Consider the following 23,284-nt stretch of genomic DNA (forward strand, 5'->3'; position numbering starts at 1 on the left):
GTCCCGTCGAAGCGGTGGCTGTCGTCGGTGCCGGGTCAGCCGTCGTAGCTGATGTAGCTCGCAGCGTCGTCGGCGAACGCGACGGCGTCGGCGCCGAACGAGTCCGCGTAGCGCACGACGAGGGTGATGACGACTTCGGGGCGGGCGACCCGGTAGCCGTCTTCGGTCTCCAGCAGGCCAGCGTCGGAGAGGTCGCCCGCGTACGTCGAGATCGTCGGCCGAGAGACGTCGAGCGCCCGCGCCAGGTCGGCCCCCGAGGCGTCCGGGGTCGCGAGCAGGGTCAGCACCATCCCGCGCGGCGTCTCCCGGCGGAGGTAGCCAAGCGCGCGGCGCTCGAACGCCGAGAACTGTCCGGCCGGGAAGTACCGGCGGTAGTCGCCGTCCTTCTGTGAGGCGACCTCGCCGGCCGATTCCAGTCGCCTGAGGTGGTGTTGGGTCTCGCCGGTCGCCAGCGAGAGGTCGTCCCGGAGCTTCGAGAAGTGCGCGCCGGGCGTCGTCGCGAGGTAGCCGCGGATCGCGTCGCGAGCGGCCGACTCGTCGTCACTGCCGTCGGCCGCGGTCGCGCGCCCGCTCGCCGCCAGCGGCGTCGCCGCCCCCAGCGCGGCAAAGCGCCGCAGCGTGGCGCGCTTGTCCGCGTCGACCTCGCGTGTCACGCAGCAACGTAGCCAGGTTGTGGGCAAAAGAGTGTCGTTGTGTCAGGCGGTGCCAAGCCGACAACTGACCGGTAGCGAGCCTCCAACAACCGGAACGGAAATTCCGGCGCGGCCGTTGGCGACGACTCGCGCCCCGATCCGGGCGGTCGCACGCGCGGGGGCGGAGTAGCCCCGCGGACGGGCGGACCGACCCTCGACCGGGGTCGAACGACCTTCGACCGGCGGTCGCGCTGAACACCGACAGTGCCCTCAAATCAGCTGGTACGCGAAAAAGCGGACGGTCGTGCGGCGGTTATTCTGTTTCGGGTTCGGCCTCGCCGTCGACCTCGTCTGCGGGGTCGTCGGCCTCGGCGACGACCTCATCGGCGGACTTGATGGTGCCGCCGATGTCGCCCTCCTTCACGGCGGCGGCCTCCTGTTCGAGCGCCTCGGTGTCCATCTGGGCCGCCTCGTCGATCTCGCCGAGGATGTCCTCGATGTCGTCGAGGCCGAGCATCTCGCGGGTCTCCGCGTCGAAGTCGAGCGAGTCGAGCCCCTCCGAGTCTTGTACGTCCGAGCCGGTCAGCTGCTTACCGTAGCGGCCGACGAGGCTCGTCAGCTCCTGCGGGAGCACGAACGTGGTGGAGTCGCCCTGGCCGATGCGCTCCAGCGTCTCCATCCCCTTGTCGATGATGGCGCGCTCGCCCATCGACTCGGCGGACTTCGCGCGGAGGACGGTGGAGATGGCGTCACCCTGCGCCTCGAGGATCTGGCTCTGCTTTTCACCCTGCGCGCGGATGATGTTCGACTGCTTCTCACCCTCGGCGGACTCGACGGCGGAGCGCCGTTCACCCTGCGCCTCGAGGATCATGGCGCGGCGACGGCGCTCGGCGGAGGTCTGCTGCTCCATCGCCTGCTGGACGTCCTTCGAGGGGTTGACCTCCCGAACCTCGACGGACTCGACGCGGATCCCCCACTCGTCGGTGGGCTCGTCGAGTTCCTTGCGGATGCGCGCGTTGATCTCTTGGCGCTTGTTCAGCGTGTCGTCGAGTTCCATGTCGCCGAGCACCGCCCGCAGCGTCGTCTGCGCGAGGTTGGAGACGGCGACCTTGTAGTCTTCGACCTCCAGGAACGCCTTCTTCGCGTCCATCACCTTGATGTAGACGACGGCGTCGGCGGTCACCGGCGAGTTGTCGCGGGTGATCGCCTCCTGTCGAGGGACGTCGAGCGTCTGCGTCCGCATGTCGAACGTGTACGTCCGCGAGACGAACGGCGGGACGATGTTGATGCCCGGTTCGAGCAGTTTCCGGTACTCGCCGAACACCGTGAGCGCCTTCTTCTCGTAGGCGTCGACGATGACGATCGCCTGATAGACGGCGACGATCGCCACAAGCAGGAACAGCAGTCCGACGATCGCCGGACCGAGCCCGAGGATCTGCAGTGGGAGGACCATGGTTAGCGCTTCGAGCCTCGGGACATAAGAGTTCGCCCGCTGTCACGCCGCCGCCGGCGACTCAGTCTCGCTCCGACTCCAGTTCGGTGTCACGGTCGTCGTCCTCGTCGAGGGCCCTCCCGGCGTCCGCGTCCGCGCGCTCCCGGTCCCGTCGTCCCTTCGCCAGCTCCCGGTCGATGTCGTCGATGCCGCCCTCCAGCGACTCGACGGTGAGAACGTTGCCGCCGCCAGGGTCGACGACCAGCACCTCGGCGCCGACGGGGATCTCGCCGTCGACCGAGCGCGCGGAGTAGTACGGGCTGAACCCGCCCTCGTCGAGTTTCACCTCGCCTCCGGTGGGCGTGACGGTCTCGGTGACGCGGGCGGCCGACCCTCGCAGCGACTGCGAGTCGGACGTCTGAGCCTGTCCCTTGCCGCCGTACAGGTCGAACTCGCGGTACCCGTAGAACGCCAGTGCGCCGAACACGAGCACGAGCAGCCCGAGCACGAACGGCCCCGCCAGGGGACCGAGCGCGAGCCCCACGAGCCCGGCGGCGAGGAGCGCCACCCCGATGACGATGAACTGCGCGCCGGGGGCGACCGCCTCGGCGATCGAGAGCGCGAGCCCGGCGGCGACCAGCAACAACGGGAGGGTCTCGGGGCCGACGAGGCCCGACTGAAGCAGCATGGACTGGTCTTGGGGCTGGCGGGGTTAAAGCGTCACCGAGAACACCAACAGGAGCGTCCCGAGGACGCCGGCGACGACGAACAGCGCGTTCTCGGCGTCGATCGACTCCGGCTCGATCGGGGGGTTTCTCGCGGCCTCGCGCGCGGCCTCGGCCTCGGGCCCGACGTCGTCGATGCCGAAGCGCCACTCGGTGCCGTCCGAGTCGCTGTCCGGTTCGGCGGCGGCATCGGTGCGGGGATCGTCCGACATGGAACCCGGTAGCCGTCGCGGTGGTAAAGAGGTGTCGGGGACTGCGGTCGGTGAGCGAGGACGGAGCGAAACTCCGGAGCGAGCAGCGGTCGCGTTATCGGTCAGCGCCGCCGCGCGTGCCCGATCACGTCGCCCTCGTAGACGACGCCGCGCTCGGCGTCGACCGTGACCACGGTGTCGTCTGTCACGTCGTCCGCCAGCGGCGCACCCGACACCATCGGGATGCCGACCTCCCGGGCGACGAGGGCGGGGTAGCCGGTCATTCCGGGACGGGCGTCGATGATCCCGGCCAGCGTTTCGGTGTCGCCGACGAACTCGGCGTCGAACTCGGCCGGGAGGTACACGACCGTCCCCTCGGGAACGTCCGTGAGATCGCCGTCGGGGAGCCGGCGGAGCGGCCCGGAGACGCGGCCGCCGACGACGTGTCGACCCGTCGCGATCGTCTCGGCGGCGACGTGGAGCTTCAGGGTGTTCGTCGTATTCGTTCCCTCCAACTCGGTCATCATCCCGGAGAGAACCACGAGGGTGTCGCCGGACTCGGCGGCGTCCGCCTCCAGCGCCGCCGACACGGCCGAGTCCATCACCTCCTCGACGCTGGCGTGGTAGTCGGCCGACATCGGTTGGACTCCCCACGACAGCGCGAGCTGTCGCCGTACTCGGTCGCTCGGCGTCGTCGCGACGACGGGCACCGCCGGTCGGAACTTCGCGGTCTTGCGGGCGGTGTAGCCGGACTCGGAGGCGGCGACGACCGCCGCGGCGTCGGTGTCGCGCGCGAGAAAGCGGGCAGAGCGCGCCAGCGGTTCCGTCCGCGATTCCGTCTCCGCGAGCGGGACGCGCTCCTCGCGCGTCTCGGCGTACTCGTCGCTCATCTCGACCTGGCGGACGATACGGTGCATCGTCTCGACGACGCGAACCGGATGGTCGCCGATCGCGGTCTCCCCTGACAGCATCACCGCGTCAGTTCCGTCGAGCACCGCGTTCGCCACGTCTGAGGCTTCCGCGCGGGTCGGCCGCCGGGAGTGGACCATCGAGTCGAGCATCTCGGTCGCGGTGATGACGGGCGTCCCGGTGTTCATGCACGTGCGGATGATCCGCTTCTGGATCATCGGCACGTCCTCCAGGGGGCACTCGACGCCGAGGTCGCCGCGAGCGACCATCACGCCGTAGGCGGCGTCGACGATTCCCGTGAGGTTCTCGACGGCGTCGGCGCGCTCGATCTTCGCGATGACCGGCACGTCGCCGGCGCCGCGCTCCTCCAGCGCGTCGGCGACCGCGTACACGTCGCTCGCATCGCCGATGAAGGAGGCGGCGACGAAGTCCACGTCGTGGTCGGTGACGAGGTCGAGTTCGCGCTCGTCGCGCTCGGTGATCGTCGGCAGCCCCAGGTCGACGCCCGGGATGTTGACGCCCTTTCGCGACCCGAGTTCGCCGCCGGAGTCGGCGCGCGCGCGGACGCCTTCGTCGGTCACCGACAGCACCGTCACCTCGATGCGGCCGTCATCGAGGAGCACGCGGTCCCCGGGCTCAGCCTCGGTGATGGCGTGGGTCACGCCGATCCGGTCGGCCGTCGCGGTGTCGTCCTCGGCGAACAGCACCTCGGCGCCGGTCGTGACCTCGATCGGTTCGTCGAGTTCGGCGGTGCGGATCTCCGGTCCCTGCAGGTCGAGCATCGCCGCGAGCGGCTCGTCGGACGCGTCGTCAACCGCGCGGATGCGGTCGATCACTTCGCCGCGGTGGTCGGTATCGCCGTGGCTCGCGTTGAGCCGGGCGACGGACATCCCGGCGTCGGCGAGCGCCCGTATCGTGGCTCGGTCGTCGGAGGCGGGGCCGAGCGTACAGACGATCTTGGCTCGTCGCATAGTCTTACCCGGAACTCACGCGCGCGAGTATAAAGGGCTACGGAGAGGCACTCGGTTCCGAGTGAACAGTTCGTCGAGGCCGTCCGCGCTACTGCGTGACCATCCAGGTCGTTCCCGAGGAGTAGCCCCACTTCTCCACGTCGATGTCGGCGGCGGCGTCGACGACCGCCGACATGTTCGCGCCGACCTCCTTCGCCGACAACCCGAGCTCCTCGGCGATGAGCCGGGATTTGAAGTACGTCTGCTCGGCCGCGTGTTCGCGGAGGTACGCGAGGATCTGGTGTTGCTTGTCGCTGAGGTCTCCGCCCGCGGCGCCGGTGGTCGCGGCAGCGTCTCCGGTCTCGGCCGACTCGACTGTGCTCGTCGCGCTCATACTACGCCACATGAGCTATCGTCTCAAAGGGGGTTTGGTACGCGGAGTTAACACGGCGCTATCGTGCGGTTTTCAGTCGATCGGGCCGATCATCGACGCCCCCGGATGGCCGCGTCGGTACGGTCGCCTAACACGGCTGCGACGCGGGAATGACAGAAGGTTCTTACCCAGTCGCCGGTCACCGGGAAGGTAATGACCAGTCCGGACGACGCGTCGCCGCGGGCACCCGCCAACGCGGATCCGCAGACTCCCGCGGACACCGATCGCGTCCGCGTCAGCGTCGTCCTCCCAGCCTACAACGAGGAGGAGTCGATCGAGGCGACCGTCCGGACGACCGTCGAGACGCTGGAGGGATTCCTCGCGGCGGACGCCTTCGAGGTCATCGTCGCGGAGGACGGCTGTGACGACAGGACTCCGGAGATCGCCGACCGACTCGCGCGTGAGGACGACCGCGTAACGCACTCCCACAGCGACCGGCGGCTGGGTCGCGGCGGCGCCCTCGAGTTCGCGTTCGACCGCGCGGCCGGCGACACGCTGGTGTACTTCGACACGGACCTCGCGACGGACATGCGCCACCTCGAGGAACTGGTGGGGAAGATCGATCGCGAGGGGTACGACGTGGCCACCGGATCGCGGTGGATGCCCGGCGACGAGGCCGATCGGCCGGCCAAGCGGGGCGTTCCCTCGCGCGGCTTCAACCTCCTCGTCCGGACTGTCCTCCGCTCGACCCTGCGAGACCACCAGTGCGGGTTCAAGGCGCTCTCGCGGGAGGCCTTCGACGAGTTGCACGACGCCGTCGAGGACGACCACTGGTTCTGGGACACGGAGCTGCTGGTGCGCGCGCAGCGGCGCGGCCTCCGCGTCGCCGAGTTTCCCGTCGACTGGGAGCCGAAGGGCGATTCGAAGGTCGACCTCGTGCGCGACGTGTTCGGCATGGGTAGTCAGATCGTCCGGCTGTGGTGGCAGCTGTCCGTGTCGCCGCGGATCACCCGCACGCGGACGGTCGCCGCCGGAGCGGTACTCACGATCGCCGCGCTCGTGTTGATGACCGTCTACCTCGACCCCTCGGCGGTGCTCGGGGCGTTCCGGGAGGCTGACCCGGTTCCGGTCGTCGCCGCGACGCTCGTGTACCTGGTCTCGTGGCCGCTCCGCGGGCTTCGCTACCGCGACATCCTCGAGGAACTCGGCTATCGCGAGCGCGTTGGATTCCTCACCGGCGCGGTGTTCATCAGCCAGACCGGCAACCTCGTGTTCCCGGCACGCGCCGGCGACGCAGTGCGCGCGTACGTGGTGAAAGCCCGTCGCGGTATCCCGTATCCGACCGGGTTCGCCTCGCTGGCCGCCGAGCGGGTGTTCGATCTGCTCACGATCACCGCGATGGCCGGCGCCGTCCTCGCGGGGCTGCTCGTCACCGACGGGGCGGGCGCGGTCGCGACCGCGGTGTCCGGAAACGTCCCCGGCGTCTCCGAGGCCGCGGTCTCGACAGCCGTCAGGGTCGCCGCCGGCGTCGGCGTCGTCGCGGTCGCGAGCCTCCTGTTCATCGTCGCTACCGCCCGCAGCGACACGAACTACGTGCGCACGATCGTCTCGCGGTTCTCCGAAGACAGCTACGTCGACTACGTCGCGAGCGTGATCGAGGAGTTCGCCGCCGGCGTCCAGGCGGTGGCGGGGACGCGCGCCTCGTTCGTCCGCGTCGGCGGCGTCTCCGTGGCCGTGTGGGCCCTCGACGTGGCGACGGCGTTGCTTGTGCTGACCGCCTTCCCCGCGGCGACGGACGGGATGACGCTCACGCAGATCGTCGTCGTCGGCTTCTTCGCCGTCTCCGTCGGCAACCTCGCGAAGGTGCTCCCGTTGTCGCCGGGCGGTATCGGGCTGTACGAGGCGGCGTTCACCGCGCTCGTGGTCGGCCTCGGGGGCGTCCCCGCGGCCGTCGCGTTCGCCGCCGCAGTGCTGGATCACGCGGTCAAGAACGCCGTCACCGTCGTTGGCGGCGTCGTCTCGATGGTCGCCTTCAACGTCTCGCTTACCGATGCCGTCGACGAAACGGCACAACTGGACGAGGAAGCCGAACGGGAGTCCGAGGAGTTCCCGACTGACGACGACTGACGCCCGCCCCGGAGCAGCCGGTCAGTACAGGTCGGTGACGAACGGGCCGAGCGCGCCCGCGACGGCAGTCCGGAGCGCGTCGGTCCGGTCGACCCGCCCGCCGGTGAGCGCGCCGGCGGCGCCCTGGTTTCTCGCCACGTGCGACTCCCCGAGCACGTCGTCCATGACGGGACCGAGTTCCGCACCGGCGCGAACGCGCGCGGCGATAGCGTCGGGCAACGCCAGGCTCGGACCGGTTCCGAGCCCGACTCGCTCGCCGTCGCTGACGGCCGCCCACATCACGAGAAAGAGCGCCCCTCGATCGTCGTACTCCGCGACGCCGCCCTCGATGCCGACGCCGAGATCGTACCCTTCGTCCAGCACCGCCTCCGCCCGGTTGACCGCGCCGAGTCGGGTCTCCTCGTGCCCGCGCGGTTGCTCGGAGACGCCCGAGGAGACGGGGCACGACTCGATGACCGGCTCACCCGCCAGCCCGTCGCTGTCCGCCACCGCTCGCTCGGTCGCCTCGCGCTTCACCGGATTACCGGAGCCGACGCCGATCCGCATACCCGGCGGTTGGTGCGACCACACGTGTGTCTTCCCGTTCGTCGCGGCGTGATCGCGAACCGCGCGGCAGGCGCGAGCGGGCCGAAGGTTCTTGTCGGATGCCGGACCCAAGACCGCCGTGACACGGGGCGGGACCCACGATTCGGAGGCGATCAGAGCCACGTTGCGCGCGTTCGCCAGCGGGCGGTCGCGGGCGGTACCACGATCCGACCCGGCGGATCGGTCTATCGCCGCTGACCGCGCGTTCGTCGCCCACGCGGAGGCGGCCATGGAGAGCGTCGAGCGCGCCGTCGCGTTCGTCGAGTCCGACGGTCTCGATCGACTCCGCGACGTTGCGAGGACGACGGGATCGGAGCCGGTCACGGCGACGTCGAAGTCAGCACGGGCAGCGGTCGCGGCACGCGCGCGAGCGGTCCTCGACATCGTCGATCGGTACAGGGGCGCGTACCGCGCCGCGACTCCCCAGACGGCGGTGGACGCCACAGGTCAGATGACCGATGTGGACGACGCGACCGCGGCGGACCACGTTCACTCCGCTCACGATAGGCATATGCCGACGGCGGGACAATCGAACGATAACTGATGACGCGGGTTATCCACACCGGCGATACCCACATCGGGTACCGGCAGTACCACTCGCCCGAGCGGCGAGCGGACTTCCTCGACGCCTTCGAGCGGGTCGTCGCCGACGCGGTCACCGATTCGGTCGACGCGGTCGTCCACGCCGGCGACCTGTTTCACGACCGGCGGCCGGACCTCCCCGATCTGTTGGGGGTGCTTTCTGCCCTCCGGACGCTGGACGACGCCGACATCCCGTTCCTCGCTGTGGTCGGTAACCACGAGTCGACCCGCGGCGGGCAGTGGCTCGACCTGTTCGAGTCGATGGGGCTGGCAACGCGGCTGGACGACGAGCCGACCGTGATCGGAGACGCGGCGTTCTACGGGCTCGATCACGTCCCGGAGAGCCGCCGAGCCCAACTCGAGTACGAGTTCGCGCCCCACGACGCCGACGTCGCGGCGCTGGTGAGCCACGGTCTGTTCGAGCCGTTCGCGTACGCCGACTGGGACACCGAGGAAGTGCTCCGAGCGTCGACTGTGGACTTCGACGCCGTCCTACTGGGCGACAACCACGCCCCCGACACCGCGCAGGTATCGGGCGCGTGGGTGACGTACTGCGGGTCGACCGAGCGGGCCTCCGCCAGCGAGCGTGACCCCCGCGGGTACAACCTCGTCCGACTCGGCGCGGACGCAAGCGATGGGACCGACGCGGTCGACATCCGCCGACGAGGGCTGGAGACGCGGCCGTTCGTCTTCCTCGACGTGGAGCTCGCCCCCGAGGAGGGAATCGACCGCGTCCGCGACCGCGTTCGCGAGCGCGACGTGGAGGACGCGGTCGTCATCGTGCGCATCACCGGCGAGGGCGAGCCGATCGCCCCGGCTGCCGTCGAGGAGTTCGCCGCCGAACGGGGCGCGCTCATCGCCCGGGTGACCGACCGTCGGGAGATCGAAACCGAGACCGAGCTGTCGGTGAGCTTCGCTGACCCCGACGAGGCCGTTCGCGATCGCATCGGCGACCTCGGGCTGTCCGACGCCGCCCGCGACGTGGACGAGGTGGTTCGCGGCGAACTGCCCGACTCGAACGTCCGAGCGGAGGTGAAACGGCGGATCGAAGGCCGGATCGACGGCGACGATGAGGAGAGGGTCAACAACGATGGCGACGGCGACGCTCCCGTGGGAGCGGACGCCGCGGCCGACACCGCTGACGCTGTCTCAGATGGCTCCGGCGCCGACGGTCCCACCGACAGCCAGCTCACGCTGGGTGATTCACAGTGAGGTTCGACCGGATCCGACTGCGGAATTTCAAGCCGTACGTCGACACCGACCTCCGGCTGACCGAGGGCGTGACGGTGATACACGGGCTCAACGGCAGCGGGAAGTCGTCGCTCCTCGAGGCGTGTTTCTTCGCGCTGTACGGCTCGAAGGCGCTCGACGGCACGCTCGGGGACATGGTGACCAACGGCGCCGAGGAGAGCGAGGTCGAACTGTGGTTCACTCACGACGGCAGATCCTACCACGTGCGCCGGGAGCTGAAGCGCTACGGCGAACAGATTCAGACCACGACGTGCACGCTCGACTCCGACGACGAAGCGATCCATCGCGACGGCGCGACGGACGTGCGGGCGTTCGTCGCCGACCTCCTGCGCATGGACGCGGCGGCGTTCGTCAACTGCGCGTACGTCCGCCAGGGCGAGGTGAACAAGCTGATCAACGCCACGCCGACCGAACGCCAGGACATGATCGACGACCTCCTCCAACTCGGGCGGTTGGAGGAGTACCGCGAGCGCGCCGGGAACGCTCGCCTCGGCGTGAACGAGGTGCTCGGGAACAAGCGCGAGCTCTTGCGCGATTACGAGAGCCGAATCGAAGAGCGGGAGGCCAAGGACCCCCACGAGACGCTGAACGCGCTCCAGTCGGACCTCTCCGAGGTCGACGCGAAGATCGAGAACTACGAACAGCAGCGTGAGAAGGCCGAACAGAGCCGCCAACAGGCTCGTTCGGTGCTCGATGAACACGAGGAGCGCCGCGAGGAGTTGGCGGAACTGGAGGCCGACGTGGACGATCTGGAGACGACGATCCGCGAGGACGAGGCCGAGCGCGAGCGTCTCGGCGACCGAGTCGGCGACCTCCGCGACCGCGTCGACGAGGCCGAAGAGACGCTGAGGGAGCGGCTCGCTGTGGTCGCGGTCGACGACGCGGACCCCGAGACGCTGGCGGCTCGCCGCGAGGCGTTGGACGACCGCGAGGACGAGGTGCGCGAGGAGCTCCGCGAGGCCCGATCCCGTGCGGACGCGCTGTCCACCCAGTCGGAGACGCTCGAGGAGCGGGCAGCGGACGCGGCCTCGCGCGCCGAGGAGAAGCGCGAGCGCGCGGCCGAACTCGACGCAGACGCCGAAGCGGCGGCGGAGACGCTCGAGGAGCGCGAGGCGTCGCTGGCGGAGTCGACCGCCGAGCGCGGGGAGCTGACCGCGGAGTTCGACGACGAACCCGTCGCGGTCGGCGAGGCGACGGCACACCGCGAGTCGGTTCGAGAGGCACTCGCCGACGTGCAAGCGGAGGTTCGCGAGACGAGCAACGATCTGGCGGCTGCCCGGTCCAGCGTCGAGGAGGCGGAGCGTCTGCTGGAGGAGGGGAAGTGCCCGGAGTGTGGCCAGTCGGTCGCGGACTCCCCCCACGTCGACGCGCTGGACGAGGATCGCGAGCGCGTCGCCCGCCTGGAAAATACGCTCGCCGAGTTGAACGACCGGGTGGAGGAACGCACGGCCGATGTCGAGCGCGCCGAGGCGCTCGTTGAGGCCGAGAACCGCATCGGTCAGATCGACGACACTCGGGAGCTCCTCGAGGACGGCATCGCCGAGAAGGAGTCCGAGATCGCCGAGAAGCGCGAGCGCGCGGCGACCCTCCGCGAGGAGGCCAACGACTTGGAAGGCGAGGCAGAGGAGAAGCGCGACGCGGCCGAGACGCAGGCCGAACGCGCGCGGGAGGTGCGCGACGACGTGGAGGAGCTGGAGGCGGCGCTCGACGACTTGGACGAGGCGCGCGACGACCTCGACGCTGTCGAGGCGGGTCGCGACGCCCTCGACGAGGCGGAGACGGAGATCGAGCGCTTGGGCGAGCGGCGCGCGGAGATCGCCGACCGTAACGACGAACGTCGGGAGTTCCTCGCAGCGAAGCGATCGCGGCGCGACGAGCTTCGGGAGGCCGTCGACGAGGAGGCCGTCCAGTCCGCCCGCGACAGCCTCGACAGCGCCGAGGACTACCTCGAGAAGGTGACTGACGCCCTTGAGGACCTCGCCGAGCGCCGCGACGACCTCACGAGTCGGATCGGCGCCGTCGAGAACGAGATCGAGGAACTGGAGTCGCTTCGCGAGGACCGCGACGCGCTGGCCGCGCGCGTCGAGGAGTTGGAGGCGGTCCACGAAGAGACCGAAGAGCTGGAGGCGATGTACGGCGACCTCCGGGCCGAACTCCGCCGGGCGAACGTCGAGAGCCTCGAACGGATGCTCAACGAGACGTTCGAGCTGGTGTACGGCAACGACGCCTACTCGCACATCGAACTGGACGGCGAGTACGAGCTCACCGTCTATCAGAAGGACGGGGAGCCGCTGGATCCCGAGCAGCTTTCAGGCGGCGAGCGGGCGCTGTTCAACCTCTCACTTCGATGTGCCATCTACCGCCTGCTCGCGGAGGGGATCGAAGGTGCGGCGCCGACGCCGCCGCTCATCCTCGACGAGCCGACGGTGTTCCTCGATTCGGGGCACGTCTCGCGGCTCGCGGACCTGATCGAGGAGATGCGCGGCTTCGGCGTCCGACAGATCCTGATCGTCAGCCACGACGACGAACTCGTGGGGGCGGCCGACGAGCTCGTGCGCGTCGAAAAGAACCCCACGTCGAACCGCTCGACCGTCGAGCGAGTGGCCGACCCCTCACTGTCGGCGGTCGAGCGTCCCGTCGGCGACGCTGAACACGCGGACGACTGACCGCTGAAACCGACGGGCTGCGGTGGGCTACCCGCGGGACTACCCGCGCAGTCGCTCGACGACCGCCAGCGCCTCGTCGGTCGGCTCGTAGCCGCGCTCGCCGGCGACGGTCGCCTCCGCGAGCAGCCCCGCGGCGCGGAACTCCGCGACGAGGCCGTGCAGGTCCGACTCACACAGGTCGTAGGCGTCCAACAGCGTGCGGACCGAGAGCCCGCCGCGGTCCGCAAACTCCACGAGCAGACCGAGTGATCGCTCGTCGCGACACGCCAGCACCGCTCGACGGACCTCGGGCGACACGCCGGCCGCGGCGGCCGACAGCGGCGACTCCCCGACCGGGTCGAGGTTGTCGTTCGGAAGGTACTGCTCCTCGCCGGTCGACGGGTCGCGAACGAGGCTCGCCTCCGAGGACCGCTTGACGAGCAGGTACCGCGTCCCATCGGACCCTCGAACCGACTGCATGGTCGATGCTCGGGCGCGCGTTCGAAAAGGCGTGTCGGTGCCGGCGGGCAGTCATGTCGCCAGCAACGGTCGCCCGCGCCGGCGGTCACTCGTCAGCGTTCGCGTCCTCGCCGTCACCGCTCCCGCGTTCGGCGGTGTCGGCGTCGTCGCCTCCGTCGTCGTCTTCGTCGCGCTTCCGCTGCTTGAACGCGCGGACCGTCTGGTAGACGCGGATGCCGGCGAGCACGCCGACCACGAGGGCCGTGCCGCCGAAGCGCCAGTCGCCGCGGAACCCGACGAGCATCAGCCCGAGCGAAATTCCCAGCAGCGCGACGTTGGCGTACACGACGGCCGCCAGGAACGGCCGCTGGATCGCGGGGTCGACCGTCGAGGGATCGGGGAGGGAGTCCGAGGGGTCGCCGACGGACGGGATCTCGACGCGAGGGCCGCGCTCCTCGGCGGCGCTCGACTGCCGCTCGAGTGCGAACAGCTCTCCGTCGTCGTCGTCCTCTCCGAGCACGAGCGTCAGTTGGCGAACGACCGGCAAAAGGGTTGTCAGACCGCGCAGTCGTAGCCGGTGGATTACGCGAGATCGGCGAGCGTAACGGCGGTGTTCGCCTCCATCCACGCGAGCGGATTTTCCGCGTCGTAGAGCACCGTTCGCCCGTCGTCCTCGTACGCCTCGACCGTCTCGACGGCCTCGTCCGGGCTCGTGCCCGAGCGTTCCAACGGGGTGTCGGATACGTGGGTCATCTCCGAACCTTGGTAAGTAATGGCACGGTATATGCCTTTCCGTGGCGGTGGTCCTCGCCATCTCCGTCACTGTGGTCGATTTCACGAGCGAGTCCGAACCGCGACAGCGACCGGGTACGTTGGGGCTACCGCGCCGAACGGTCCGTGGACGCCGGGCAATCGGCGGCCGTCAGTCGGGCGCTCGGTCGGGCGACGCCAGTCCGAGCGGGCCCGCCCGCGCGGATCGTTCGCGGCTGGCGACCGATACCCGAAGGGGAGGTTTTTATCGGCGACCGGCAAAGGCCCGGCAATGAGCGATTCGCAGGCGGGCCTCGATCAGTTCGCCGGCCGCGAGGACGCCGAAGACGGGGACACAGACGGCGACCGCCCCGCCGAGGAGGCGGCGTACGTCGCGGGGGGCGGACAGGGGCGCGTGAGCGCGGTCGTCGACCGCGAAGACGTCGTCGTGCCCGATTCGACCGGCACGGTCGAGTTCATGGTCACCGCCGTCGACTACACCGTCGAGGGGGCCGGCGCCGAGGAGTATCCGGTTGTCCACGTGTTCGGCCGAACAGCCGACAACGAGCCGGAGCACGTCCGCGTGCTCGGGATCGAGCCGTACTTTTACGTCCCGACGGCCGACATCGCGGAGCGCGAACTCGCAGACGAGTACGACGTGATCCTCGACACTCGCAAGGAGGGACCCGACGGCGAGCGCTTCGAGTCGATTCGCGGCGAGCCGGTGACGAAGGTCGTCGCGCGCACGCCGCGGGACGTCGGCCAGATACGCGACGACTTCGCGCACACCTACGAGGCGGACATCCTGTTCCCGAACCGCTTCCTCATCGATCACGACGTCACCTCGGGAGTGCGGGTCGAGGAGCGCCGCCTCGACGCCCGCGACGGGGAGGACCGGGGTCGCCTACAGGTGACACCCGAGCACCTCGAACCGGCAGACGTCGACGCCGACATCCGCGTAAATACGTTCGACATCGAGGTCGACGACCGCAACGGCTTCCCGGAGGACGGGGAGGAGCCGATCGTCTGTCTCACCTCGCACGATTCCTACCGCGACGAGTACATCGCGTGGCTGTACGACGCCCCCGCCGGCGACGCACCCGCGCCGGCCGACCTCGGCGGCTACGAGCAGATCGGCGACGCGGACGGCGACATCGAGGTGCGGACGTTCGGCGACGAGGATGCGATGCTCGACGCGTTCATCGGGTACATCGACGAAACCGACCCGGACGTTCTCACGGGCTGGAACTTCGAAGATTTCGACGCGCCGTACTTCATGGACCGCTGTGAGGAACTCGACGGCCGGAGCGAGCACGACCTCTCGCCAGACCGGCTCTCACGAGTGAACGAGACGTGGCGCTCCGGCTGGGGCGGGCCGGACGTGAAAGGCCGGGTCGTCTTCGACCTGTTGTACGCCTACCAGCGCACGCAGTTCACCGAGCTGGAATCGTACCGGCTCGACGCCGTCGGCGAACTCGAACTCGACGTGGGGAAAGAGCGCTACACCGGCGATATCGGCGATCTCTGGGAGGACGACCCCGAGCGACTGCTGGAGTACAACGTTCGCGACGTGGAGCTGTGCGTCGAGATCGACCGCAAGCAGAAGATCGTGGCGTTCTGGGACGACGCGCGCAAGTTCGTCGGCTGCCAACTGGAGGACGCCCCGACGCCCGGCGACGCGGTCGACATGTACGTCCTCCACAACGCCTTCGGTCAGTTCGTCCTCCCGACGAAGGGCCAGCAGGAGGGCGAGGACTTCGAGGGCGGCGCCGTCTTCGAGCCGATCTCTGGCGTCGAGGAGATGGTGTCGGTGCTGGACCTGAAGTCGCTGTACCCGATGTGCATGGTGACGATCAACGCCAGCCCCGAGACGATCGTCGAGGACCCCGACGCCTTCGACGGGGAGACGTACCGCGCGCCCAACGGCACCCGGTTCCGCAAGGAGCCCGACGGGATGATGCGCGAGATGGTCGACGAGCTGCTCACCGAGCGAGAACGGCTGAAGGGCGAGCGAAACGAACACGACCCGGGCTCGGACGCCTACGAGCAGTACGACCGACAGCAGGCGAGTGTGAAGGTGATCATGAACTCTCTATACGGGGTCTCGGGCTGGGATCGGTTCCGCCTGTACGACAAGGACAACGCCGCCGCGATCACGGCGATGGGTCGGCGGGTCATCGAGTTCACCGAGGAGGCGGCCCGCGAGATAGATCACGACGTGACATACGGAGACACAGACAGCATTATGCTCGCCCTCGGAAGCGAGATCTCGACGGAGGAGGCGATCGAGCAGTCCTTCGAAATCGAGGAGCACATCAACGGACGGTACGACGACTTCGCGCTGGAGGAACTCGACGCCGAGGAGCATCGCTTCCAGATCGAGTTCGAGAAGCTGTACCGGCGGTTCTTCCAGGCGGGCAAGAAGAAGCGCTACGCCGGCCACATCGTCTGGAAGGAGGGCAAAGACGTCGACGACATCGACATCACCGGCTTCGAGTACAAGCGCTCTGACATCGCGCCCGTCACGAAACGGGTACAGAAGCGCGTCATCGAGATGATCGTCCACGGGGAGGACACCGAGGACATCACCGACTACCTGCACGGGGAGATCCAGAGTTTCCTCGACGGCGACGCCGACCTCGACGAGGTGGGGATACCCGGCGGCATCGGGAAGCGACTGGAGAGCTACGATACCGACACCGCCCAGGTCCGCGGCGCCAAGTACGCGAACCTCATGCTGGGTACCAACTTCCAGCGCGGATCGAAGCCGAAGCGGCTCTACCTGGAGAAGGTCCACCCCGATTTCTGGGCACGGATGGAAGACGAACACGGACTCGATCCACAGACGGATCCGCTGTACGGGGAGTTCAAGCGCGATCCCGACGTGATCTGTTTCGAGTACGCCGACGAGGTGCCCGCGGAGTTTGCGGTGGACTGGGACAAGATGCTCGATAAAACGCTGAAGGGGCCGATCGCTCGGATCATCGAGGCGCTCGGCATGTCTTGGGACGAGGTCAAAAGCGGGCAAGAGCAGACCGGGCTCGGCAGCTTCATGTGACCGCTTGGACCCGACAAGACCGAGCCGATTTTCCGATTCTGAAAACGATCTTTTGAGAGACGGAACGTGATGGGTACTGATGCGAAACCTTCATGCGTGAAACGACCCCATCACTCCGTAGAGGCGTACTCACGAACATGGCGACACTCGAACTCCAGAACCTCCAGGCGGAGGTCGCAGAGACGGGCGAAGAGATCCTCCGGGGCGTCGACCTCGAAGTGAAAAACGGCGAGATCCACGCGCTGATGGGACCGAACGGATCGGGCAAATCGACGACCGCGAAGGTCATCGCGGGCCACCCGGCGTACGAGGTCACCGACGGCTCGGTGACGCTCACGCTCTCGGAGGCAGACGTCGCCGACATCGACGCCGACGTCGACGAGGAGGACCTCACGTGGAACCTGCTCGACCTGGAGCCGAACGAGCGCGCCGCGCTCGGCATCTTCCTCGCGTTCCAGTATCCCGCTGAGATCGAGGGCGTGACGATGGTGAACTTCCTCCGGCAGGCACTCAACGCCAAGCTCGACGAGCGCGAGGAGCTGTTCGAGGACGAAGACGAGGAAGCCGAAGCCGAATCCGAGAAGGACGAGGGCTACGAGACCTCGCCGATGGAGGGGCCGGCCGACGACGGCGACGTCGGCGTCGCCGAGTTCCAGCAGCTCCTGAAAGAGAAGATGGAGCTGCTCGACATGGACAAGAAGTTCGCCGAGCGCTACCTCAACGCCGGCTTCTCCGGCGGTGAGAAGAAGCAAAACGAGGTGCTCCAGGCGGCCATTCTCGAGCCGAGCATCGCGGTGCTCGACGAAATCGACTCCGGGCTGGACATCGACCGCCTGCAGGACGTCTCGAAGGGAATCAACGCCCTCCGCGACGAGCAGGACACCGGCATCCTCCAGATCACTCACTACCAGCGTATCCTCGACTACGTCGAGCCGGACTACGTCCACATCATGCTGGACGGCAAGGTCGTCAAGTCGGGCGGCGCGGAACTCGCCGAGAAACTCGAGGACGAGGGGTACGACTGGGTCCGCGAGGAAGCCTACGAGACGGCGTAACCTGAGATGGTTACTGAACAGCCTGATATGCACACACCCGTAAATACGAAACAATACCTATGAGTTCAGAACAGGACCATCTCAAGGAGACCGACACCGAGGACCGCTTCGACTTCAAGAAAGAGGAGAAGTCGGCGTTCCAGACCGAGAAAGGGCTAAACGAGGAGACGATCCGTGCGATCTCCGAGGACAAAGACGAGCCGGAGTGGATGTACGAGCGCCGCCTGCGCGCGCTCAAGCAGTTCCAGGAGATGCCGATGCCGACCGACTGGCCGGGTCAGCCCGACCTCTCGGAGGTCGACATCGACGAGATCGTCCCGTACATCCGCCCCGACGTGGACGTCCGCGCGGGCGTCGACGACTGGACGGAACTGCCCGACGAGATCAAAGACACCTTCGATAAGCTGGGCATCCCCGAGGCCGAGAAGAACGCCCTCTCGGGCGTCGGCGCACAGTACGAGTCGGAGGTCGTCTACCAGAACATGCAGGAGCGCTGGGAGGAGAAGGGCGTGATCTTCTGCAACATGGACGAGGCCGTCCGCGAGCACGAAGACATCGTCCGGGAGCACTTCATGACGACGTGCGTCCCCCCGAGCGACAACAAGTTCGCGGCGCTTCACGGCGCCGTCTGGTCGGGCGGTTCGTTCGTGTACGTCCCCGAGGACGTCACCGTCGAGATGCCCGTGCAGGCGTACTTCCGGATGAACTCCGAGGGGATGGGCCAGTTCGAACACACGCTCATCGTCGCCGAGGAGGGCTCGGAGGTCCACTACATCGAGGGTTGCTCGGCGCCGAAGTACTCGGCGTTCAACCTCCACTCCGGGGGCGTCGAGGTGTTCGTCGGCGAGGACGCCCACGTGCAGTACTCGACCGTCCAGAACTGGTCGAAGAACACGTACAACCTCAACACCAAGCGCGCGCTCGTCGAGAAGAACGGCCGGATGGAATGGATCTCCGGCTCGATGGGCTCGAAGGCGACGATGCTGTACCCCTCCTCGATCCTGAAGGGTCGCGGCGCCTCCGACAACCACATCACCATCGCCTTCGCGGGCGAGGGCCAGAACATCGACACCGGCGCGAAGGTGTACCACAACGCGCCCAACACCAAGTCGACCATCGAGTCGAAGTCGATCAGCAAGGACGGCGGTCGCACGAACTACCGCGGCCTCGTCCACATCGCCGACGGCGCCGAGAACTCCTCGACGGCCGTCGAGTGCGACGCGCTGATGTTCGACAACGAGTCGACCTCCGACACCATGCCGTACATGGAGATCAACGAGTCGAAGGTCGACGTCGCCCACGAGGCGACCGTCGGGAAGATCGGCGACGAGGACGTGTTCTACCTGCAGTCGCGCGGCCTCGACGACGACGACGCAAAGCAGATGATCGTCTCGGGCTTCATCGAGCCGATCACGGAGGAACTGCCGATCGAGTACGCCGTCGAGCTCAACCGGCTCGTCGAACTGGAGATGGAGGGCTCGCTCGGGTAACCCCCGGCGCTCCGTCACCACCCACTCACCACACACAATGAGCACACAGCTACCCGCAAGCATCTCCGAGGAGACCGTCACCGAGATCTCCGCGGAGCGCGACGAACCGGACTGGCTCCGACAGACGCGCTTGGACGCGCTGTCGGCGCTGGAGGAGTTGGAGATGCCGAGCGTCATCGAGACGCCCGGCCGCCGCTGGACGAACCTCGAAGGCCTCGACTACGAGTCGATCGTCGATCCGCTCGATCAGCGCGACGAGACCGAGCGCGTCTCGGCCGAGGGCGCCGAAGTCCTCGACTTCGAGACCGCCCTCGACGAGCACGGCGACCTGGTCGAAGAGCACTTCGGCTCTGTCACCGACCCCGAGACCAACTACCTCACGGCGCTGTCGACGGCGCTGTTCACCACGGGAACGGTCATTTACGTCCCCGAGGGCGTCGACGCCGAGGACGTGAAGATCCGCGCGGAGATGAACAGCACGTCGCTGTTCAGCCACACGCTCGTCGTCACCGAGGACAACGCCTCGGCGACGATCCTCGAGCGCATCTCCAACGGCGACACCGCGGTCGACGGCGACCGCTACTTCAGCAACATCGTCGAGGTCGCCTCGGGCGAGAACTCGTACGTCCAGTACGGGACGCTGCAGAACCTCGACGAGGACGTGTACAACTTCACGCTGAAGCGAGGCGACGCCGACACCTACTCCACGATCAGCTGGATCGAGGGGAACATCGGCTCCCGACTCACCCGGTCGGACATCGAGACGGAGCTGAACGGCGACTCCTCGGAGACGAAGATCGTCGGCGCATTCTTCGGCCACGACCACCAGCACCTCGATATCAACGCCCGCGTCTGGCACAACGGCGAGCACACGACCGCCGACCTGGTCACCCGCGGCGTCCTCGACGACGAGGCGCGCTCGGTGTACGAGGGCGTGCAGGACGTCGGCCGCGACGCGTGGGACACCAGTTCCTACCAGCGCGAGAACACGCTGATGTTGAGCGACGAGTCCGAGGCCGACGCCTCGCCGAAGCTCATCATCCACAACCACGACACCGAGGCCTCGCACTCGGCGACCGTCGGGCAGGTGGACGCGGAGGACCTGTTCTACATGACATCCCGGTCCATCCCGGAGAACACCGCTCGCAACATGCTCGTCGAGGGCTTCTTCGTGCCGGTCCTCGAGGAGGTCGAGGTCGACGAACTGCGCGAGGACATCGACGACCTGATCGTCGCGCGCCTCGACTGAGGCGTTCGCGGCGCTCCCGGTTCCGAACGCACGCGTCGACGTTTTCGAGGTTCGCTCCCCGATCCACCGCCCGACAGCGACGGCGTCGGCGACTCAGTCGCGACCCTCGACCGTCTCCACGTCGAACGACACGCCGGTCCCTTCCAGTCGGTCGATCAGCGGCAGCCCGATCCCGGAGGCCGGCGTCAACACGCCGCCGTCGTTGGGAGCGTCGACCTCGCCGCGGGCGAGACAGACCGCCGACTCCCCGAGCATCCGGCACGTCGATCCGTAGCCGGGGTCGTACTCGCCGCGGACCGCCGCCTCGACGGCGAAGCCGCCGGGGTGGTCGTCTGAGGCACCCGTCCCGCGGAGGCGCACCTGGAAGGAGCTCTCCTCGATCGTCTCGTCGTCTGGGCCCTCCCCGGGATCGGGGAGGACGTAGCGGTCGAGCGCATCGCGCAGCGGGCCGACCGACAGCGCGCCCGCGAGCAGACCCTGGCCACCAGCGAGTGCACCCGCTCGCGCGAGGCCGCCGACGCCGTCGCCCGTCCCGAGCGTCTCGCCGTAGCGGAACGTGTGCCCCCACGGGTAGCCGAGGAGGGCGTTCGAGCGGCGGACGACTGGCTCGTTGATCTGCGCCATGACGAACGGCGCGGTCCACGTGTCGCGGTCGCGATCGTAGCTGACTCCGCGCTGGGGTCGCTCGGCTGGCGCGCCGCGACTCTCCGGCGGGTCCAGTGCGCGGGGATCCGCGAGGATCCGGCGGACGTCGCGGTCCTCGGCGGCCTCGCGGTACATCTCGACCATGCTCGCGATCGTGCCGCCGCTGAAGGCGCCGCCGCGGATCGAGACGAGGCTGTGGACCTCGTCGCAGTACGCTCCCAGTTCCTCCTCGGCGTGCGTCTGGAGCAACAGGGTGCCGATGTCGCTCGGCACCGAGTCGAAGCCGCAGCCGTGGACGATCCGCGCGCCGGTCTCGCGCGCTCGCTCGTGATGCTCGTCGATCGTGGTTCGCATCCAGTGGACCTCGCCAGAGAGGTCGCAGTAGTGGGTGCCGTGTTCGACGCAAGCAGCGACCAACTCCGAGCCGTACGTCGCGTACGGCCCGACCGTGGTGCAGACGACCGCCGTGCGCTCGGCGATGGCGTCGAGGCTCTCGCGGTCGAACGCGTCACCGACGAGGAGGTCGAGCGACGCGACCCCGTCCCCGTCGCGCTCGGCGGCCACCTCGGCGCGGACCTCGGCGAGTCGATCTTCGCTGCGACCCGCCAGCGCCCAGTCGAGGTCGCTCGCGCCGTAGCGGTCGGCGAGGTAGTCGGCGACGAGGCGGCCGGTGAACCCGGTCGCACCCCAGAGAACGATGTCGTAGTCGCGGTCGTGGTCTGGCATACAGGTACGTCGACAGTCGGCCGCGGAGCCAATCAGCGTTACCGCCGCCCGCGCGATCCAGCGGCGTCAGTCCCCGCCGCTGAACACCGCTGTCCGTCCGGCTCGCCGGCCGAGTCGAAGCAGCGCCGGCAGCGCCGCCACCGCGAGCAGGAACTCGCTGCCGCCGGCGACGACGAACGCCGCCCTGAAGCCGAACTCTGCGGCGACGGCACCGCCAACCAGCGACCCCGCGAGGAAGCCCAGGCTGCCGGCGGCGTTGAAGCCCGCGACGGCGGCGCCGCGGCCGTCCTCGGCCGCAAGATCGACGACGAGCGCGAGCGTCGCCGGCGCCATCAGCGCGCCGAGCACGCCCACGGCGACCATCGTCGCGGCGACCGCCGGCACCGACGGTGCGAAGCCGACCGCGATCACCACGAGACCGAAGACGGCCGACCCGGCGGCGATCGGAACGACACGGCCGATCCTGTCGGAGAGGAGGCCGAAGGGGTACTGCAGCAGCGCGAACGGTGCGAAGAACGCCGCGAGCAGCAGTCCCGTTGCCCCGGGACCGAGCCCGAACGCCTGCCGGAAGTACAGCGTGCCGACGAGCGCGAAAAAGCCCGCGACGAGGCGGTCGGCGAACGCGAACGCGTACGGCACCGCCAGTTCGCGTCGGTCGCGTACGCCGGCGAGCAGCGCCGCGAGCCCGCTGTGGCCGCCGGTACGCTGCGCGTCGCCGCCGGCGTCCGTCGTCGTGGATGCAGGCTCCGGCGGGTGGTCCGGAATGACCAGCGAGCCGACGGCGGCGACGCCGAGCAGGCCGGCGGCGGCGTACAGCGGGACGGTTGCACCGACCTCGAACAGTTGGCCGCCGAGCGGCGCGCCGGTGGCCGTTCCGAGGCCGATCGCGATGCCGGCGACGCCCATGTTTCGGCCGTTGCCGCCCGAGCGATCCGCGAGAGCGGAGATCGCCAGTGAAAGTGCGCCGACGGTCATCGCGCCCTGCAGCGCCCGCAACAGCAGCGCCAGGAGGAAGGGGCGTCCGCCGCCGGCGACGGCGGCGAGCGCGAGGTAGCCGGCCGCGCCGCCCCCGGCCGCCAGCGCCACGAGGCGCCGACGCTCGCCGAGTCGGTCCGAGAGCGTCCCCCAGGGGCCGGCGAACAGCGCGAAGGCGGCGAACTCGACCGCGAGAAACAGCGTCGGTCCGGCGACACCGCCGCCGCCGAACTCGGCGGTGAGCAGGTCGACGCCGGGGTACACGAGCGTCTGCGCGAGCAACACGGCGTACACGACGAGCGCGAGCGCCGCCCGGTCGCGCCGGTCGCTGCGCGGGGAGGGTCTCGCGGGCGGCGCGTCGCTCGAGGCTGCCATCGGCGGCCGTTGAACGCCGGGCGGCTTGAGCGTGTTGCGTGTGTCTGGGCAACCGTCTGGAGGGGAAGGCTTACGGTCGCCGTCCTCCGACGCTGAATCG

Annotated in this window: 20 protein-coding genes; 8 read left to right on the forward strand and 12 right to left on the reverse strand. The window is 68.7% G+C overall.

The genetic code is table 11. From position 1 onward, the window contains the following. Positions 1–35: 35 nt before the first annotated feature. From P0Y41_RS13210 to P0Y41_RS13235, 6 genes are all read right to left on the reverse strand, one after another. Complete coding sequence (locus P0Y41_RS13210; protein ID WP_284061778.1) at positions 36–653, reverse strand: winged helix-turn-helix transcriptional regulator; 618 nt, start codon at positions 651–653, stop codon at positions 36–38. 292 nt (positions 654–945) lie between these two features. Continuing rightward, positions 946–2,085 carry an SPFH domain-containing protein gene (locus P0Y41_RS13215; RefSeq protein WP_284061779.1) on the reverse strand — a complete coding sequence of 380 codons (1,140 nt, stop codon included), beginning with the start codon at positions 2,083–2,085 and terminating at the stop codon, positions 946–948. Positions 2,086–2,146: 61 nt separating this feature from the next. Next, entirely contained in the window at positions 2,147–2,752 is a 606-nt protein-coding gene (locus P0Y41_RS13220) for an NfeD family protein (protein ID WP_284061780.1), read from the reverse strand. Between the two features lie 24 nt (positions 2,753–2,776). Then, complete coding sequence (locus P0Y41_RS13225; protein WP_284061781.1) at positions 2,777–3,001, reverse strand: DUF7312 domain-containing protein; 225 nt, start codon at positions 2,999–3,001, stop codon at positions 2,777–2,779. A 101-nt stretch (positions 3,002–3,102) separates the two neighbouring features. Continuing rightward, positions 3,103–4,860, reverse strand: coding sequence for a pyruvate kinase (gene pyk, locus P0Y41_RS13230; RefSeq protein WP_284061782.1), 1,758 nt, complete (start codon positions 4,858–4,860; stop codon positions 3,103–3,105). A gap of 88 nt (positions 4,861–4,948) precedes the next feature. Next, positions 4,949–5,233, reverse strand: coding sequence for a DUF7123 family protein (locus P0Y41_RS13235; protein ID WP_284061783.1), 285 nt, complete (start codon positions 5,231–5,233; stop codon positions 4,949–4,951). 192 nt (positions 5,234–5,425) lie between these two features. Here P0Y41_RS13235 and P0Y41_RS13240 point away from each other — a divergent pair, with 192 nt between their 5' ends. After that, complete coding sequence (locus P0Y41_RS13240; RefSeq protein ID WP_284061784.1) at positions 5,426–7,339, forward strand: flippase-like domain-containing protein; 1,914 nt, start codon at positions 5,426–5,428, stop codon at positions 7,337–7,339. Between the two features lie 21 nt (positions 7,340–7,360). On the opposite strand, the gene yjjX is transcribed toward P0Y41_RS13240, so the two are convergent. Next, positions 7,361–7,885 carry an inosine/xanthosine triphosphatase gene (yjjX, locus tag P0Y41_RS13245; protein WP_284061785.1) on the reverse strand — a complete coding sequence of 175 codons (525 nt, stop codon included), beginning with the start codon at positions 7,883–7,885 and terminating at the stop codon, positions 7,361–7,363. Between the two features lie 118 nt (positions 7,886–8,003). Between yjjX and P0Y41_RS13250 the strand changes: the two genes are divergently transcribed. The 3 genes from P0Y41_RS13250 to rad50 are packed head-to-tail and all read left to right on the forward strand — an operon-like array spanning position 8,004 to position 12,423. Then, a complete protein-coding gene (locus tag P0Y41_RS13250) occupies positions 8,004–8,468 on the forward strand; it encodes a DUF7966 family protein (RefSeq protein WP_284061786.1) in 465 nt (154 codons plus the stop codon). Then, positions 8,468–9,718, forward strand: coding sequence for a DNA double-strand break repair protein Mre11 (gene mre11, locus P0Y41_RS13255; protein ID WP_284061787.1), 1,251 nt, complete (start codon positions 8,468–8,470; stop codon positions 9,716–9,718). The genes P0Y41_RS13250 and mre11 overlap by 1 nt, the downstream gene beginning before the upstream one ends. Beyond that, positions 9,715–12,423, forward strand: coding sequence for a DNA double-strand break repair ATPase Rad50 (gene rad50 / locus P0Y41_RS13260; protein WP_284061788.1), 2,709 nt, complete (start codon positions 9,715–9,717; stop codon positions 12,421–12,423). The genes mre11 and rad50 overlap by 4 nt, the downstream gene beginning before the upstream one ends. A gap of 39 nt (positions 12,424–12,462) precedes the next feature. On the opposite strand, the gene P0Y41_RS13265 is transcribed toward rad50, so the two are convergent. The 3 genes from P0Y41_RS13265 to P0Y41_RS13275 form a co-directional block, all read right to left on the reverse strand. Further along, complete coding sequence (locus P0Y41_RS13265) at positions 12,463–12,882, reverse strand: DUF7346 family protein (RefSeq protein WP_284061789.1); 420 nt, start codon at positions 12,880–12,882, stop codon at positions 12,463–12,465. Positions 12,883–12,967: 85 nt separating this feature from the next. Beyond that, positions 12,968–13,381: a DUF7322 domain-containing protein gene (locus P0Y41_RS13270; protein ID WP_284061790.1), complete on the reverse strand. Its 414-nt coding sequence runs from the start codon at positions 13,379–13,381 to the stop codon at positions 12,968–12,970. Positions 13,382–13,443: 62 nt separating this feature from the next. Then, positions 13,444–13,614 carry a DUF7331 family protein gene (locus tag P0Y41_RS13275; protein ID WP_284061791.1) on the reverse strand — a complete coding sequence of 57 codons (171 nt, stop codon included), beginning with the start codon at positions 13,612–13,614 and terminating at the stop codon, positions 13,444–13,446. Between the two features lie 289 nt (positions 13,615–13,903). Here P0Y41_RS13275 and P0Y41_RS13280 point away from each other — a divergent pair, with 289 nt between their 5' ends. From P0Y41_RS13280 to sufD, 4 genes are all read left to right on the forward strand, one after another. Further along, positions 13,904–16,669, forward strand: a complete 2,766-nt coding sequence (locus tag P0Y41_RS13280) for a DNA-directed DNA polymerase (protein WP_284061792.1) — start codon at positions 13,904–13,906, stop codon at positions 16,667–16,669. A 137-nt stretch (positions 16,670–16,806) separates the two neighbouring features. Next, positions 16,807–17,724 (forward strand): ABC transporter ATP-binding protein, encoded by a 918-nt coding sequence (locus P0Y41_RS13285; RefSeq protein WP_284061793.1) that lies wholly within the window; start codon positions 16,807–16,809, stop codon positions 17,722–17,724. Positions 17,725–17,783: 59 nt separating this feature from the next. Continuing rightward, positions 17,784–19,214 (forward strand): Fe-S cluster assembly protein SufB, encoded by a 1,431-nt coding sequence (gene sufB / locus P0Y41_RS13290; RefSeq protein WP_284061794.1) that lies wholly within the window; start codon positions 17,784–17,786, stop codon positions 19,212–19,214. 37 nt (positions 19,215–19,251) lie between these two features. Continuing rightward, complete coding sequence (gene sufD / locus P0Y41_RS13295; RefSeq protein ID WP_284061795.1) at positions 19,252–20,463, forward strand: Fe-S cluster assembly protein SufD; 1,212 nt, start codon at positions 19,252–19,254, stop codon at positions 20,461–20,463. A gap of 93 nt (positions 20,464–20,556) precedes the next feature. On the opposite strand, the gene P0Y41_RS13300 is transcribed toward sufD, so the two are convergent. Continuing rightward, a complete protein-coding gene (locus tag P0Y41_RS13300) occupies positions 20,557–21,834 on the reverse strand; it encodes a saccharopine dehydrogenase family protein (RefSeq protein WP_284061796.1) in 1,278 nt (425 codons plus the stop codon). A gap of 66 nt (positions 21,835–21,900) precedes the next feature. Further along, positions 21,901–23,184: an MFS transporter gene (locus P0Y41_RS13305; protein ID WP_284061797.1), complete on the reverse strand. Its 1,284-nt coding sequence runs from the start codon at positions 23,182–23,184 to the stop codon at positions 21,901–21,903. Between the last annotated feature and the right edge of the window lie 100 nt (positions 23,185–23,284).

It is taken from the genome of Halobaculum halobium (genome assembly GCF_030127145.1).
In the GTDB taxonomy this organism is placed as follows: Archaea; Halobacteriota; Halobacteria; order Halobacteriales; family Haloferacaceae; genus Halobaculum; species Halobaculum halobium.

Excerpts from the sequence above, each read along its gene's own strand:
- P0Y41_RS13215 (WP_284061779.1), bottom strand. The coding sequence starts at position 2,085 with ATGGTCCTCCCACTGCAGATCCTCGGGCTCGGTCCGGCGATCGTCGGA.
- P0Y41_RS13220 (WP_284061780.1), bottom strand. The coding sequence starts at position 2,752 with ATGCTGCTTCAGTCGGGCCTCGTCGGCCCCGAGACCCTCCCGTTGTTG.
- P0Y41_RS13225 (WP_284061781.1), bottom strand. The coding sequence starts at position 3,001 with ATGTCGGACGATCCCCGCACCGATGCCGCCGCCGAACCGGACAGCGAC.
- pyk (WP_284061782.1), bottom strand. The coding sequence starts at position 4,860 with ATGCGACGAGCCAAGATCGTCTGTACGCTCGGCCCCGCCTCCGACGAC.
- P0Y41_RS13235 (WP_284061783.1), bottom strand. The coding sequence starts at position 5,233 with ATGAGCGCGACGAGCACAGTCGAGTCGGCCGAGACCGGAGACGCTGCC.
- P0Y41_RS13240 (WP_284061784.1), top strand. The coding sequence starts at position 5,426 with ATGACCAGTCCGGACGACGCGTCGCCGCGGGCACCCGCCAACGCGGAT.
- yjjX (WP_284061785.1), bottom strand. The coding sequence starts at position 7,885 with ATGCGGATCGGCGTCGGCTCCGGTAATCCGGTGAAGCGCGAGGCGACC.
- mre11 (WP_284061787.1), top strand. The coding sequence starts at position 8,468 with ATGACGCGGGTTATCCACACCGGCGATACCCACATCGGGTACCGGCAG.
- P0Y41_RS13265 (WP_284061789.1), bottom strand. The coding sequence starts at position 12,882 with ATGCAGTCGGTTCGAGGGTCCGATGGGACGCGGTACCTGCTCGTCAAG.
- P0Y41_RS13275 (WP_284061791.1), bottom strand. The coding sequence starts at position 13,614 with ATGACCCACGTATCCGACACCCCGTTGGAACGCTCGGGCACGAGCCCG.
- P0Y41_RS13280 (WP_284061792.1), top strand. The coding sequence starts at position 13,904 with ATGAGCGATTCGCAGGCGGGCCTCGATCAGTTCGCCGGCCGCGAGGAC.
- P0Y41_RS13285 (WP_284061793.1), top strand. The coding sequence starts at position 16,807 with ATGGCGACACTCGAACTCCAGAACCTCCAGGCGGAGGTCGCAGAGACG.
- sufB (WP_284061794.1), top strand. The coding sequence starts at position 17,784 with ATGAGTTCAGAACAGGACCATCTCAAGGAGACCGACACCGAGGACCGC.
- sufD (WP_284061795.1), top strand. The coding sequence starts at position 19,252 with ATGAGCACACAGCTACCCGCAAGCATCTCCGAGGAGACCGTCACCGAG.
- P0Y41_RS13300 (WP_284061796.1), bottom strand. The coding sequence starts at position 21,834 with ATGCCAGACCACGACCGCGACTACGACATCGTTCTCTGGGGTGCGACC.
- P0Y41_RS13305 (WP_284061797.1), bottom strand. The coding sequence starts at position 23,184 with ATGGCAGCCTCGAGCGACGCGCCGCCCGCGAGACCCTCCCCGCGCAGC.